The sequence below is a fragment of the Streptacidiphilus sp. EB103A genome (genome assembly GCF_041261405.1).
Classification (GTDB): Bacteria; Actinomycetota; Actinomycetes; order Streptomycetales; family Streptomycetaceae; genus Streptacidiphilus.
On the sequence record NZ_JBGCAQ010000029.1, the window covers coordinates 69241 to 82804 of the forward strand.

The following is a 13564-nucleotide window of genomic DNA, read 5'->3' on the forward strand; positions in this document are numbered from 1 at the left end:
GCCGTGCCCACCCTCGAGATCCACATGCTCCACCAGCTTCCCCCATCGCTGATCAACCGGGACGAGGACGGCCAGCCCAAGACGGCGCACTTCGGCGGAGCCAAACGGGTCCGCTGGTCATCCCAGTCCGCCAAGCGAGCCATGCGCATCCACTTCGGCGACGCCGGACTGATCCCGGCGCAGAACCTCTCATCGCGGACCCGGAAGATCCCCACCCTGCTGACCGCCGCCCTCGCTGATCTGGGCCACAGCGCAGCGGACGCGCACGCGTTGGCCGTCAACACCGTCTGGGGCGCAGGGCTCCTGGACACCGATCCCGCCAAGGCGGCACTGAAGCAGTCGAACGTCCTGCTGCTGATCTCCGACCAGGAGGTCCGGTCGATCGCCGAGCGTGTGCACGAGCGCGCTGACGAGCTCCTCGCGGTCGCGGTGCCCGATCACACCATCTGGCCCTCAGGAGACGACGGGGAGTCCAAGGCGGCCGCGAGGAGGTCGAAGAAGGAACGCAAGGCGGACTGTCCTGCGGAGTTCCGCGAGTTGGGCAAGGATGCCCTACGCCGCCTGGACGCCACCAAGGCGGCCGACATCGCACTGTTCGGCCGCATGATGGCCCAGGCGCCGGAGGCAGGGGTGGACGGTGCACTCCATGTCGCCCATGCGATCGGCACCAACGCCATCGTCGACGACCTCGACTACTTCACCGCCGTCGACGACCACGCCGCCCCGGGCGAGGCCGCGACCGGGTTCCTGGACACCGCGAGCCTGACCTCAGCGGTGTTCTACCGCTACCACAGCCTTCAGCTCGGGCAGCTCGGCAAGAACCTCGCCCACGACGACAAGATCATCGAAGCGACCGTCAACGCGGCCCTGACCGCTTCGGTCAGCGCCATGCCAACCGCCAAGCAGACCTCCACGGCTCCCTGGACCCGCCCATCCCTGGTTCTGACCGTACTGCGCGAGGACCAGCCGTTGTCCCTGGCCAACGGCTTCTCCCGACCGGTGCGCGCCGACTACGGCAGCGACCTCATCATCGCCTCCGCCCGTGCGCTGGCCCGACACTGGGACACCCTGGGGCGCAGCTGGGGGCATCAGGGCGTCATCGCCGCCTGGCACACCTGGAGCGGGGAGCCCGACGCGATCACCGAACCAGGTCTGCCCGGCCAGGCCCTGCCCATCCGCGACCACCTCACCACCGCCGCCGCCCGCGCCGTTCTGCACACGGGACCCTGATGCCGACTCTCCTCCTGCGTTTGGACGGACCCATGCAGGCATGGGGCTCCTCCAGCATGTTCGAGCAGCGCGCCACAGACCTGCACCCCACCAAGTCCGGGATCATCGGCCTCCTGGCCGCCGCTCTCGGCCGTCCCCGCGAGGCGGACATCCTCGACCTGGCCGCATTGCGCTGCGCGGTGCGCGTGGACCAACCCGGAGAAATCCTCCACGACTTCCAGATCGTCGGCATCGACGGCTGGTACTCCGCCTCGGGAAAAGTGACCGTCGGTCAGCCCAAGCTCTCCCGCCGTCAGTACCTCGCGGACGCGGTGTTCACCGTCGCCGTGGGAGGGGAGAACACCGCCCTGATCGAGGACTGCGCCATCGCGCTGACCCGCCCCGCCTACGGGCTGTTCCTCGGCCGGAAGTCCTGCCCGCCCGCAGCACCGATCTACGTCACGACCACCGAACAGGATCCCGTCACGGCTCTCGCCGGCTTCCCCTACCAGGGGCGCCTGCGCGCACCCGCACTCCTGCGCATCATCGGCGAAGACCCGGCCGGCCCCTGTCTGACCGCCGATCAACCCGTCAGTTTCGCTCCGGGCCGGCGCACCTACACGGGCCGGCGCACCAGGACGACCTCGATCCCGACGCCCCTGCACTCCCCCCAACCCGGCGCCGCACCGTTCTCCGGCGGTGACCCCTACGAACTCGGAAGGTGAAGCGATGTCGCTGTACCTCTCCCGGATTGTCCTCGACCCCCGCCGCCGCTGGACCGCCACCATCCTGCGGAACTCCCAGGCCGCACACGCATTCGCTCTGACTCCCTTTGCCGGAACCCGCGCCGAGAACCAGGTCCTCCACCACCTCAACGCCCCAGCACACCAGGAACCGGTCCTGCTCATTCAGTCCGCCAGTCCCCCCGACTGGGAGCGTGCCAACCCCAATCTGGGCATCCGTCCCACAGTCAAGGACATCACCGCCTTCCACGCCGGGCTGCGGGCCGGCCAGAAGCTGCGGTTCCGCCTCATCGCCGCACCCACACGGACCTCCCCGGGCGGCTTCCCAGGACGCGAACGAGGGACCAGGCTCCCGCTGCTGGACCCCGACGCACAGACAGCATGGCTCACCCGTCGTACCGAGGGGGCCTGCGCCATCGACACGCTCGTCGTACTACCGCACGGCAAGCGGTCCGGGTGGCAGAGCACCTCGCGCGACGACGTCTACGAGCTCGAGAACAAGCACGGCCCGCGAACGATCACCCACAACCAGGTCTCCTACAGCGGAGTCCTGACCATCCGTGACCCCGACGAACTTCGGGCCCTGGCCGCCGTCGGTATCGGCCCGGGCAAGGCATACGGCTGCGGACTCCTGGCCCTCGCGCATCTCACCCAGAACCCAGGTCCCACAGACGGCCGCGCCGACCGACACGCCTCCGCCCTGTACGCACGGGGATGAGTCCAGCAGCCATGCCGGCCCGGCAACCTTGGCAACTCCACCCTGTACGCACAGGGATGAGTCCTCGAACCAGCAGGTTCCGACAGCAGAGACGCACTCCACCCTGCATCCGCGGGGATGAGCCTCCGAACGCGTCGCCGCACTACGTCGGTCGTGTCTCCACCCCGCACACGTGGGGAGTCGGTCGTGTCTCCACCCCGCACACGTGGGGATGAGTCCGTTCGCGAGATCTTGTTGGACATCGTGCTGAGCTCCACCCCGCATCCGCGGGGATGAGTCCTGCTCCTTACGGTCATGCCAGCCTGGTCCAGAGTCCGCCCCGCATGTGTGGGGATGAGCCGCCGTCCACCCCGCCGATCAGCACGTCAAGATCATCCTTTCGGAGGCGACCGCCGCACCGGTGGCCTCGATCACTGCGTGCTCCGGGGATGCGGCACACACCAGGGGGTTGGTGTTGTTGAGGTGCGTGTACAGCACGCGCATCCCCCCGTGCTCACGTGCGTGTTCCAGGCTGCCGCCGGGTCCTGCGATGGGCATGTGACCCATGCTGAGGGCGCTCGCGCCGCGACCAGTGGCCCGCGTCATCTCGTCGTCGTAGTAGAAGGTGCCGTCGATGATCAGGTAGTCGGCGCCGACGCAGGCGTCGTCGAGGTCGCGCGTCCACGCCGCCAGGCACGGGGCGTAGACCAGGGCTCCTCCGGTGCGCAGGTCCTCCACGCGGTAGCCGACCACCCAAGGCGCATCGTCGGGTGGCGCTGCCGCATAGCGGGGGCGCTTGGTGCCCAGGGCGATTGTGGTCACGGACAGGTGGCCACCGAGGCGCAGCGGCGTGCCGGGCGCCGTCGCAGTCCAGGTCCAGGCCCCCTCATAGGGCTGGAGCAGTCTTCGCAGCGGGAATCCCGTGTTCAGGGCATCGAGCACCGGAGCAGTGGCGTACACGTCCAGCGCCGTGGCTTCGCGCAGGGCAACCAGGCCCATGGTGTGGTCGAGTTCAGCGTCGGTGAGCAGCACCCCGCGGATCGGTGTCTGCCGGGGCGCGGGGCCGGGGGCGAGTTCGTCCGTGCGGAGAATCTGCGTTCGCAGGTCGGGTGAGGCATTGATGAGGTACCAGCCGCTGTGTCCGTCGGTGACGGCGATGGAATCCTGGGTTCGCCAGGCCGACGAGCCAAGGCCGCGCAGGCGCGCGCACGGGTTGCACGCACAGTTCCACTGGGGCGCGCCGCCGCCGGCGGCCGTACCCAAGATGCGTACACGCATGTCGGTCACCTGGTCTCTAGCGAGAGGGGCGGGGGGCGATTCTCGGTCGTAGCGTCTGATCGCCCAGCTGCGCGGCATCGGGGACCAGCAGGGCGGTGAGGGCGTCATGGTGCGGGGAGAGCCGGCACACCGGGTCGGTGGCGGCCGCGTCCCCGGTGAGCTGGAACGCCTGACAGCGGCAGCCGCCGAAGTCGATGTGCTTGCGGGGGCAGGCGGCGCAGGGCTGGGGCATCCACCGCGTTCCGCGGAACCGGTTGAACGCCCTGGAGGAATACCAGATCGCCGCCAGTGAACGCTCGCGGACGTTCTCGATGCCCAGGCCCGGGATCTGCGCCGCCCCGGCGCACGGGAGGACGTCGCCGTTGGGTGCGACCGTGAGTTGCTGGCTGCCCCATCCGTGCATGCAGGGCTTGGGCGTCTCCTCGAAGTAGTCGGGAAGAACGTAGAGGATCTCGAGGCGTGGATGACGTCGCCGGGCCGCAGCCACCACAGGCTCCAGCCTGACGATCTGCTCGCGACTGGGAAGCAGCGCAGCCCGGTTGCGCAGCGCCCAACCGTAGTACTGCGCGTTCGCCAGTTCCAGCCGGTCGGCTCCAAGCCGAACCGCCAGTTCCACGATCTCCGTGGCGCGTTCGATATTCGCCCGGTGCAGGACGACGTTCACCGTCAACGGCAGTCCCAGGCGCCGCACCGCCTGGGCGGCGGCGAGCTTGTGGTGGAAGGACGTGGTCCCTGCGACAGCGTCGGACCGTGCCGCGTCAGCGTCCTGGATACTGAGTTGGACGTGCTCCAGGCCGGCGGCGGCGAGGGCATCCATCGCGCCTGCCCCCTGTGGGACCCCGCTCGTGACGAGATTGGTGTACATGCCCTGTGCCGCGGCATGCTGCACCAGAGCAGCCAGTCCGGGCCGGACCAGCGGTTCCCCTCCGGAGAAGTGCACCTGCAGCACGCCCAGTTCACGTGCCTGGTCCAGGACGCCCCGCCATTGGTCGTCGGTCAGCTCCGGTCGGTAGGCTGCGAATTCGACGGGATTCGAACAGTACGGACAGCGCAGAGGACACCTGTAGGTCAGTTCGGCGACCAGCCCCAGTGGAGGGCCGACCTCCTGCGCCGTGTCACTCACCCGGTCGCCCCGGCACAGTGCCTTCGTCGATGAGGTACCGGTTGACCAGCGACGTGAGCACGTCGCTCACCTCCTCGCTGCGGACCCCGCGGTATGCGGCGCCGAGGCCGGCGACGATCGCCGCGACCGGAGTCGCGCCGTCGCAGCGAGCCACGATCGCTGCGGCAGTCTCGTTGAGCACCAGCACGCTCTCCGGAGACAGCAGCACGTGTGCATCGCGAACCCTGTCGTAGGCGAGGCGGACCCCGCGGCACAGTCGCGGTCCTACGACATCGATGCTCGCGACGGCCAGGTCCCTCATGCCATGGATCCCTCGGTGTACCGGGGCTCATGCTCCTGGCACGACGCCCCGTGCTCGATCGAATCGAGGATGTGCCACAGGACATCGCATTTGAACGCCAGGGCCGCCAGCGCAGCCTCCTGCTGTTCCCGTCCCACGCAGTGCGCGACCACCAGGTCCAGGGTGTAGGCGGAGTCGATGGACACCTGCTCGATCCGGTTCTCGAAGTACGCGCTGCCCTCAGCGGCAATCCACGGGTAGTGCCGGCGGAAGACGGCCACCCGGTCGAGCATGAGGTCCGGAGAGAACAGTTCGGTGAGTGACGCCGCCACCGACTGGATCCACGGGCGCGTTCGCGCAAAGGTCACGTAGGAGTCGACCGCGAACCGCACTCCGGGCAGAACGTGCCGCTCGTCGAGAACCTCCTCCCGGCTCAACCCGACCGCCTCTGCCAGGATCAGCCAGTCCGACAAGCCGCCCTCGGTTCCGGTGCCCCCGTCCTGGAAGGCGATGCGTGGCAGCCAGTGACGCCGTACTTCCGGGATCGGGCAATTCGAAACGATCGCAGCATTCTTGGCGGGGAGGCTCTTCTGGTAGTACCACCGGTTTGCCACCCAGGCCTGCACCGCAGCCTTGTCCAGGGCTCCCTGATGCATCCGCACATGGAACGGGTGCGTGTCCCAGTACCGCTGACGGCACGCCCACAACCGAGCTGTGAACTCTACCGGGTCCCACTCAGTGGCCGCAGTACGCATCAATCGCCCTTCTTCTCAACGATCGGACCTATCGGCGAGCCGAATAGTTGGTGACCTCAGCAGCTGTGTCGAAGCCGTCGAGCGAGGGCGTGAACCACTCTCGCACGACCAGCGGATCGCGGTTGTCAGCGTGCGTGTCGTCGCCTTCAACGGGCGCGCCGACGGTCGTCACCATCAATGTTGATCCCATGGGTTCTTCCTTTGTCGATGGATTTCCTTGAGTCACCGTAAACGCGGGGGAGTGCGTTCGCACGTGGGGTCGGCTCACGCGGGACGCTGAGCTCCGACGGCGCCGCGAGGTGGTGGGAGCGGACGAACCCGCCCCCACCGAACGTCACTCGGTGCCCGAAGTCAGTGCTGGGGCCTGTGGTGGTGGACCCTGTGGGCTCCCCTGTGCATCCGAGGGTGGTGGCCGTTGCCCTCGATGCGGTTCTTCACTGTGGCAACCACGCTGCCGCTCAAGGCATTGGTGTTGCGGGAGTCGACGTAGACATTGACGATGATCGGTCCACCGGGGCGGCTCGCGGAGCTGATGCGGGTGTTGTCGTACGCGGAGGCGTTCGGCGCGCCCCCTCCGCTGATCGTGGCCGTGTTCGTGACCTCCTCCGGGGCGCTCGGCGCCACATCGACCGTCAGCGTGATGGGTGCATAGCTCTGCCCGGGGTTGAGCACGTCGGTGCGGGTGCAGGACAGGGTGCCCAGAGAGCAGGTCCAACTGGGTCCCCCGTCAAGACCTGTGGCGGTGAGGCCGGTGGGCAGGACATCAGCGACCGTGACCGGAGTGGCATCGGTCGGGCTGGCTCCTGCGGCATTGGACACGGTGATGGTGTAGATCCCGGTGCGTCCGCGGGTGAAGTCCCCGTCGTGGGTCTTCATGACGCTCAGGACGGGACCCGTGGGGTCCGCGAAGGCGGGTGTCGCGATGGCGACGAGAGGTGCCGCGGAGCCGATGACGATCGTCGCCAACGCGGCCAGGGTGCGTCGGGCGCGGCAGGATTCCTGCGTCATGAAGGGGTTTGCTCCAATTCTCGGCATCGGGCGCGCAGCGCGTCCGATGTGTACAGGTGGCGGCACCGGACTCCAAAGCCTCTGACTCAGGTCATTCAGGCCGGCATTCGGAACCCGCCCGGAAATCGCCCTCGTTCGCTCAAGTCATGGCTCCGGCAGGGGCTGAAGTTGTCGGCGGGTTGGCGTCCGGCTTGCAGATGATTGTCTCAGGACTCCACGCCGGATAACCCCCCACTGGTGAGTCACACCCAAAATGGCTAAGCGGTTGCCATTCCTCCTCCATCATTTCTGGGCGACCGAGTGGGGAAAATCTCTGATTTCGACCGGACGCCACTCCGACAGTTGCGGTCCAATTGGGCGCAACTGTCCACCTGGGCCATCCCTTTGGAGTGAGTGCCAGCGCGGTCGCACTCAATCGGCGTGTGTTTCCCGGCGCAGTTTGAACAATGGCGGTTCCAAGAGGAACTTCTGACCCTCACTCACCTGACTGGATGTGTGGATGCAGTCCTTTCGCATGCCTTCCTTCGAGGGTCGCCGCCGGCCGATCCCTCTCCGATTCCGCTCCACCGCCGCTCTGGCCGCAGCCTCGCTGGTGCTGGGAACCGCCGCTCTGGCCACCCCCGTGCTCACCGCCACACCAGCTCACGCCGACGAGTCGACGATCTCGGTCGATCCCCTGCGCACGGGTTGGGACCCCAATGAACCGGGGCTCACTCCAGCGCAGGTGTCCAGCGCGGACTTCCACCGACTGTTCTCGACGAAGGTCGACGGATCGGTGTACGCGCAACCGGTGATCGCAGGGTCGACGGTCGTCGTCGCCACGGAGAACAACAACGCAGTAGGTATCAACGCCACCAGTGGAAGGGTCACCTGGTCCCGGTCGCTGGGCAGTCCCTGGCCTGCCTCCGTCAGCGGATGCGGCGACCTGGTACCCAATATCGGGGTGACCTCGACACCGGTCTACGACGCAGCCAGCGGCACCGTCTACCTCATCGCCAAGAAGAACGACGGCCCCAACGCGAACCACCCCCACTGGTACGTCCACGCGATCGACGCCGCCACCGGAGGTGAGCGCAGAGGCTGGCCGGTCCAGGTGCACGGAGCCCCCGTCAACGACCCCCAGCACGCGTTCAATTCGCTCACTGCCATGCAGCGACCCGGGCTGCTCCTGATGGGCGGATCGATCTACGCCGGCTTCGCCTCCAACTGTGATCACGGCCCCTACGTGGGTTACGTGATGGGGATCAACACCTCGACCCGCGGGCTCACGCTGTGGTCCACGGAGAGGTCCTCCGGCAATGGCGAAGCCGGCGTCTGGATGAGCGGCGGGGGCCTGGTGTCCGACGGGCCCGGCAGGATCTTCCTGTCCACAGGCAACGGTGCCTCGCCTGCGCCGGGCCCGGGATCGCGCCCGCCGGGCGAACTCGCAGAATCGGTCGTCCGGTTGGAGGTGACCGGCAACGGCACCCTCGAGGCGCGGGATTTCTTCAGCCCCTCCAACGCGGAAGCCCTCGACAAGCGCGACACCGACCTCGGCTCCGGAGGCCCGGTGGGCCTGCCTTCCCCCGCCTTCGGCAACGCAGCTCATCCGCATCTGATGGTCGAAGTCGGGAAGGACGGCAGAGTCTTCCTCCTGGATCGGGACGATCTCGGCGGCCGCGGTCAGGGGCCCCACGGCTCCGACAAGGTGCTCGGCACCTTCGGTCCCTTCAGCGGCGTGTGGGGACACCCCGGCGTCTGGGGCGGAGACGGCGGCTACGTCTACATGGTGGGCAGTCGCGGCCCCCTGCGAGCGTTCACGTACGGCACCACCGGCGACGGCCTGCCGACCCTCAGCAGCGCAGCGACCAGCAGGGAGTCGTTCGGCTACACCTCCGGTTCCCCGGTGGTCACCTCGACGGGAACCACCTCGGGATCCGCCCTGGTGTGGTCGGAGTACGCCAGCGGGTCCAACGGAACCAGGGCGCAGCTGCGCGCCTACGACGCGGTGCCCGTCAACGGCACCATGCGGCTGCGCTTCTCGGCCCCGATCGGTACGGCCTCCAAGTTCGCGGTACCGGCCACCGACGGCGGCCGGGTCTACGTCGGCACCCGCGACGGCCACCTGCTCGCCTTCGGCCGACCCACTCAAGCCGCCTTGCTGAGCAACCCGGTCGGGTTCGGCGACGTGTCAGTCGGTGCCGTGAAGAACGCCACGGTGACCGTGACCGCGACCCGGCCGGTCACGGTCACCTCGGTCAGCGTGCCACAGGGCGCGCCGTTCGCCACCGCTCAGTCCACGGGCAGCCTGCCCAGGACGCTGAGCGCCGGTCAGAGGCTGTCGGTTCCGGTGTCATTCGCTCCAACGACGCCGGGCAGAACCGCGGGGGCGGTGACTTTTCACACCAACCTCGGCCCCATCGGCGTGGATCTCTCCGGCAACGGCACACGGTCCGGATTCTCGGCATCACCGCCGTCGCTCGCCTTCGGCACGCTGACGACGGGCACCTCCCAGACCCTGGGAACCACCATCACCAACACCGGCACGACCCCTGAGACGGTCTCGGGAACAACTCTCCCGTGCCCGCCGTTCAGCGTGTCCGGCCTACCGGCAGTCGGTACCACCCTGGCCCCGGGCAACTCGTTCACCGTCCAAGTGACCTACGCGCCCACAAGTGCTGGGACCAACAGCTCCTCGCTGACCATCTCCGGAGCCGGTGGCTCCGCGACAGTACCGCTGACCGGCAACGCCGCCTCCGGTCAAGGACGGTTGACGATCACCCCCACACATACCGACTTCGGGAAGGTTCCAGTCGGAAAGTCCCTCACCAAGACCTTCGACATCGCCAACGAGGGCAACGTCCCGCTGACGATCAGCAAGGCCGCCCCACCCGCCGGCCCCTTCATCACCAGCAACCCCATCAGTGAAGGCCAGGTCCTGGCCGCCGGCGAAGTCGTCCACCAGTCCGTGACCTTCCGGCCCGAGCGCGCCGGCACAGCCACCGGCACCTACCAGATCGCCTCGGACGACGGCCGAGGACCTCAGAACGAGCTCCTCACCGGCACCGGGGTGCGGCCGTCGGCGTCCGCGCACGCCAAGCGATAGCGGACGCCGCGCACGCACGCGACACCACCCGATCGGCTCCGCCGTCCCAGGCCGAGCCGATCGGGTGGTGTCCCCGACCCCGCTGAGGGTCATCACACACACATCCGCAGGATCCCTTCGGCGAATTGGCGGCTCATGTGCTGAATCGTGTAGCGACCCGCGTCGGCCGCACAGCCCTGGCGCAGCCGCTCCAGCAGGTCCGGGTTGGAGAGCGCAGCCACGACTCCCTCCGCGTACTTCTGCGCTCCTCCGTCAATGATCAGGGAGTTGTGCCCGTGCCGCAGGTACTCGAACTCGGGGCTGTGGAGGGGCCAGCGGGTGGTCACCAGCGGTGTGCGCAGCGCGAAGGAGTCGACTGCGCACAGACCGACAAGTCCGGGCATCAGCATCAGGCGCGACACGGCGCCCAGCAGCGCCCGCTGGTCTCCGAAGACTGGTCCGAGATAGACGATGTTCTTGTATCGCGCGGCCGCCGACTGGACCATGGGCCGGTGCGGACCGTCTCCTGCGACCAGCAAGGTGAAACCGGGAAGCAGCCGGGCCGCATGCTGCACCGCCTGCATCAGGAAGGGGATCCTCTTCGGGCCGTCGAGCCTGCCCAGGTACAGCACGGTCCGCTCGGGGACCAGGCCGTGGTCTGCGGCGAACCTCGCCCTCTGTTCGGAGGTGACCCTTTCCCGGGCCGCCTGGAGAGAGCCGGTATCGGTGGCGTTGTTCACGACGGTGATACGGCTGGTCGGGAACCCATCGGCCGCCAGGTGGTCGGCACCGCCCTGGGTGTAGGCGAAGAACCAGTCGGCCCGGCGAGTCAGGCCGCGTTTCACCGCACGGGTCAGTGCCCCAGTGGTTCTGTCGTAGGTTCGGCCGTGTCCCCACAGTGCGACGGCGGGTGCGGACCGGGAACTGAGCAGCAGCGGGTAGGAGTCGAGGTTGTGCAGAGCCTGCTCCAGCACCACGACGTCGGCGCGGGACGCGAGCGCCCCCAGGTCACGCCAGACGACTGTACGGGAACCAAGACGGAACAGGCGCTGCCGTAGCTGGACAGCCCCGTCGAGTGCCACGGCGTCGCCCCGTGGGGCCCATTCGTCGGTGGGGCCACCGTGCACCACCGTGGGCTCGACGTTGTGATCGGTCAAGGCGGCGGCAAGGCCCTGGAAGAAGGGCACTCGGTACTGCGGGACATACGGCTGGACGATGAGCACGCGGCGCGGTCGGTTCGTGCTCATGCGCCGGTCCCCGTGCGCCTCCGCATGGCCCAGTGCTCGGCCGCGTCCTGGTAGAGACGCAGCATGCGGTGGAGCCATCGCGGCTCGCTGTACTCGGCTTCATACACCTCACGACAGCGCTGACGCAGCGTGGTCACGGCGAGTCGTGCCTCGGCGAGTGCGGACGCGAGCTGCGCGTCCGGTTGCATCACCAGGCCGGTTCCGTGCTCCCGGACCGCCTGGCTGACCGAGGAGCCGGGCCACGCGAGGACGGGAAGGCCGGCGGCGAGCGCCTCCGGGTAGACCAGTGGGGCTCCTTCGAAACAACGACTCGGGAAGACCAGGCCCCCCCAGGAGGGCAGTCTCCGGCGTACCTCGTGCCGTTCGAGTGCGCCCAGGAAGCGCACCGATGGCGGAGCGGCTTGGCGGCACGCCTGCAGGAGGTCGCCTTCGCCGACCACATCGAGCGGTTCGCTCTGTGGCCAGCTGCTCAGGAGTTCCAGGATGCCCTTCTCCGGACTGAGCCGCCCTACGTAGACCCATCTGGTGCGATCCTCCGCGGTGTGATCGCACGCGCCGGGGGATGAGACGAAGTTGGGCACCAGTGCCAGTCGGTCAGCAGGCAATCCCGCGCGGACGTACAGCTCTCTGCTCTGTTGGGAGAGCACGACCACCCGGTCGGCGCGCCGCAGCAGCGGATCCGCGGCCGCTCCTTGCCGGCCGGCCAGGGCGAGCGGCAGCGTGGCGAGACTCGAGCCCCGGTAGCAGCTGTGGCGCACCCCGGCCCAACGATCGCCGTCCGGGCAACGAGTGCATACGGCGCCCTCGCGGTAGAGCGTGGCGGCGGCACACAGGGGTCGGTAGTTGTGCACGGTGGCCACGAGCGGGCCGTCCCACGAACTCGCCCAGGAACGACCGAAGTTGGGGAAGAGGTTGTGGACATGGACGACATCCGGACGAAGACGCCGCAGCACCGCGGCCGGCGAGCGCCCCCGGCCGGTGGCCACGCTGAGGCCGGCGCGCGCTGAATACAGGGGCCGTTCCTGCTGGCCGTCCGTGTGAGCCTCCACCATGGACACGATGTGTCCTGCCCGTCGTAGGGCACGCACACTGTCGAGGACTGCCTGGTTCTCCCCGCTGGGACTGGCAGAACCGTAGAAGCTGTGCACGAGCGCTACTCGCAGACGGCGGGATGGAGCCACAGCAAGGGACATGTCTCCAGTGTGATGATTTTTCGGACATCCCGATGTTGCCCCGCCCGCGTGCATCGGCGATCGCGAAATTCCCCACCCCGATTGGGCTCATCATTGTTCCGCCCCTCGGAATATGTGACAGGCGGGTTTCATTCTGTATTTCGATGACCGGAGCGCTCGGTTAAATTCCTCACCACGGAGCACTCGAGAGTGGTTTTTGGGCGGCGTAATCAGTGCCGAATGGCGTGCTAGGATTCCGGTCGCATTGTGGCGCTCGGTCAAAATCCGGAGTCCAATGCACAAGGGAAGCTCCAGCTGAAATGGCCGCTATTATGATTTTTCGACTACTGAGTACAAGGATGGCACGTGGCGACGGAGCACGGCCATGATGGTCTCTGAACTGCTGGCCGGGAGGACTTCACCGCACGGCACCTTGCTCGTCGCTGTTGCCGTCTCGGCCGCGATGGCAAGGCTGGCAAACCCATGCATTCGGCCGTCCCGTAGTCCGGCTGCCGACAGGCTCGCATTTTCACTGCGCGTCGCCCTCCAAAAGATCCGCGTCTTGGGTCGTAGAAATTCGGGAAATTGAACTGACATGGACACCTGCATCTCAGTCCACGAAGCGATTCGCCGCAAGGCGGTTGGAATGACGCGAGAGCAAGTCGCGAGGGCCGTCGAAGTGGCCCGGATTCACGAGCGCCTACGCTCCTGGTCCAGCGGCAACCAGCAGGATCAGGCCGTCATTCGCGGCCTCGAACAGGCCCACGAGGAATGGCTGCGCATCGCCTACGTGATGTGCGTGGAAAAGATGACTACCTATCAACTCGACCAGGACCCCGCCGTTCATTTCTGGCTCCGCGATGATGGCCCGGAAGTTTGTGATCGAGGCCGCAGTCCGGGATCGGACAGCGCCCAGGGATGCCTCTGCTCCGACAGCGGGTCGGTTCGGAGCGCCTGACGCAGCACAGGGGAGAAGGTCGATGCCCGC

13 protein-coding genes are annotated in these 13564 nt (G+C 67.8%); 5 read left to right on the top strand and 8 right to left on the bottom strand.

What is annotated here, in order from left to right; all coding sequences use genetic code 11:
- Positions 1-3 precede the first annotated feature (3 nt).
- Genes cas7e through cas6e form a run of 3 tightly spaced genes read left to right on the top strand, consistent with a single transcriptional unit; the run spans position 4 to position 2670 of the window.
- Positions 4-1230, top strand: a complete 1227-nt coding sequence (gene cas7e / locus ABH941_RS36570) for a type I-E CRISPR-associated protein Cas7/Cse4/CasC (RefSeq protein ID WP_370134845.1) — start codon at positions 4-6, stop codon at positions 1228-1230.
- Positions 1230-1934, top strand: a complete 705-nt coding sequence (gene cas5e, locus ABH941_RS36575; RefSeq protein ID WP_370134847.1) for a type I-E CRISPR-associated protein Cas5/CasD — start codon at positions 1230-1232, stop codon at positions 1932-1934. The genes cas7e and cas5e overlap by 1 nt, the downstream gene beginning before the upstream one ends.
- Positions 1935-1938: 4 nt before the next feature.
- Complete coding sequence (gene cas6e, locus ABH941_RS36580; protein ID WP_370134850.1) at positions 1939-2670, top strand: type I-E CRISPR-associated protein Cas6/Cse3/CasE; 732 nt, start codon at positions 1939-1941, stop codon at positions 2668-2670.
- Between the two features lie 357 nt (positions 2671-3027).
- Here cas6e and pqqB read toward each other — a convergent pair whose 3' ends face one another.
- From pqqB to ABH941_RS36610, 6 genes are all read right to left on the bottom strand, one after another.
- Positions 3028-3927 (bottom strand): pyrroloquinoline quinone biosynthesis protein PqqB, encoded by a 900-nt coding sequence (gene pqqB, locus ABH941_RS36585; RefSeq protein ID WP_370134853.1) that lies wholly within the window; start codon positions 3925-3927, stop codon positions 3028-3030.
- Between the two features lie 16 nt (positions 3928-3943).
- The gene (pqqE, locus tag ABH941_RS36590) at positions 3944-5050 is read right to left on the bottom strand and encodes a pyrroloquinoline quinone biosynthesis protein PqqE (RefSeq protein ID WP_370134856.1); all 1107 of its coding nucleotides are present in this window, start codon (positions 5048-5050) and stop codon (positions 3944-3946) included.
- Positions 5043-5351 (bottom strand): pyrroloquinoline quinone biosynthesis peptide chaperone PqqD, encoded by a 309-nt coding sequence (gene pqqD, locus ABH941_RS36595; RefSeq protein WP_370134859.1) that lies wholly within the window; start codon positions 5349-5351, stop codon positions 5043-5045. Before pqqD ends, pqqE begins: the two co-directional genes overlap by 8 nt.
- Positions 5348-6085, bottom strand: a complete 738-nt coding sequence (pqqC, locus tag ABH941_RS36600) for a pyrroloquinoline-quinone synthase PqqC (protein WP_370134862.1) — start codon at positions 6083-6085, stop codon at positions 5348-5350. The genes pqqD and pqqC overlap by 4 nt, the downstream gene beginning before the upstream one ends.
- A 28-nt stretch (positions 6086-6113) precedes the next feature.
- Positions 6114-6275, bottom strand: coding sequence for a hypothetical protein (locus ABH941_RS36605; protein ID WP_370134865.1), 162 nt, complete (start codon positions 6273-6275; stop codon positions 6114-6116).
- A 161-nt stretch (positions 6276-6436) separates the two neighbouring features.
- Positions 6437-7093, bottom strand: a complete 657-nt coding sequence (locus ABH941_RS36610) for a hypothetical protein (RefSeq protein ID WP_370134867.1) — start codon at positions 7091-7093, stop codon at positions 6437-6439.
- Positions 7094-7607: 514 nt separating this feature from the next.
- Between ABH941_RS36610 and ABH941_RS36615 the strand changes: the two genes are divergently transcribed.
- A complete protein-coding gene (locus ABH941_RS36615) occupies positions 7608-10178 on the top strand; it encodes a choice-of-anchor D domain-containing protein (RefSeq protein ID WP_370134870.1) in 2571 nt (856 codons plus the stop codon).
- 92 nt (positions 10179-10270) lie between these two features.
- On the opposite strand, the gene ABH941_RS36620 is transcribed toward ABH941_RS36615, so the two are convergent.
- On the bottom strand, positions 10271-11404 hold the full coding sequence (locus ABH941_RS36620; RefSeq protein ID WP_370134873.1) for a glycosyltransferase family 4 protein: 1134 nt from the start codon (positions 11402-11404) through the stop codon (positions 10271-10273).
- The gene (locus ABH941_RS36625; protein ID WP_370134875.1) at positions 11401-12597 is read right to left on the bottom strand and encodes a glycosyltransferase family 4 protein; all 1197 of its coding nucleotides are present in this window, start codon (positions 12595-12597) and stop codon (positions 11401-11403) included. The genes ABH941_RS36620 and ABH941_RS36625 overlap by 4 nt, the downstream gene beginning before the upstream one ends.
- Before the next feature lie 574 nt (positions 12598-13171).
- Here ABH941_RS36625 and ABH941_RS36630 point away from each other — a divergent pair.
- Positions 13172-13534, top strand: coding sequence for a hypothetical protein (locus ABH941_RS36630; RefSeq protein WP_370134877.1), 363 nt, complete (start codon positions 13172-13174; stop codon positions 13532-13534).
- Positions 13535-13564 lie beyond the last annotated feature (30 nt).

Excerpts from the sequence above, each read along its gene's own strand:
- pqqB (WP_370134853.1), bottom strand. The coding sequence starts at position 3,927 with ATGCGTGTACGCATCTTGGGTACGGCCGCCGGCGGCGGCGCGCCCCAG.
- pqqD (WP_370134859.1), bottom strand. The coding sequence starts at position 5,351 with ATGAGGGACCTGGCCGTCGCGAGCATCGATGTCGTAGGACCGCGACTG.
- ABH941_RS36610 (WP_370134867.1), bottom strand. The coding sequence starts at position 7,093 with ATGACGCAGGAATCCTGCCGCGCCCGACGCACCCTGGCCGCGTTGGCG.
- pqqC (WP_370134862.1), bottom strand. The coding sequence starts at position 6,085 with ATGCGTACTGCGGCCACTGAGTGGGACCCGGTAGAGTTCACAGCTCGG.
- ABH941_RS36605 (WP_370134865.1), bottom strand. The coding sequence starts at position 6,275 with ATGGGATCAACATTGATGGTGACGACCGTCGGCGCGCCCGTTGAAGGC.
- ABH941_RS36615 (WP_370134870.1), top strand. The coding sequence starts at position 7,608 with ATGCCTTCCTTCGAGGGTCGCCGCCGGCCGATCCCTCTCCGATTCCGC.
- ABH941_RS36630 (WP_370134877.1), top strand. The coding sequence starts at position 13,172 with ATGGACACCTGCATCTCAGTCCACGAAGCGATTCGCCGCAAGGCGGTT.
- ABH941_RS36625 (WP_370134875.1), bottom strand. The coding sequence starts at position 12,597 with ATGTCCCTTGCTGTGGCTCCATCCCGCCGTCTGCGAGTAGCGCTCGTG.
- cas5e (WP_370134847.1), top strand. The coding sequence starts at position 1,230 with ATGCCGACTCTCCTCCTGCGTTTGGACGGACCCATGCAGGCATGGGGC.
- ABH941_RS36620 (WP_370134873.1), bottom strand. The coding sequence starts at position 11,404 with ATGAGCACGAACCGACCGCGCCGCGTGCTCATCGTCCAGCCGTATGTC.
- cas6e (WP_370134850.1), top strand. The coding sequence starts at position 1,939 with ATGTCGCTGTACCTCTCCCGGATTGTCCTCGACCCCCGCCGCCGCTGG.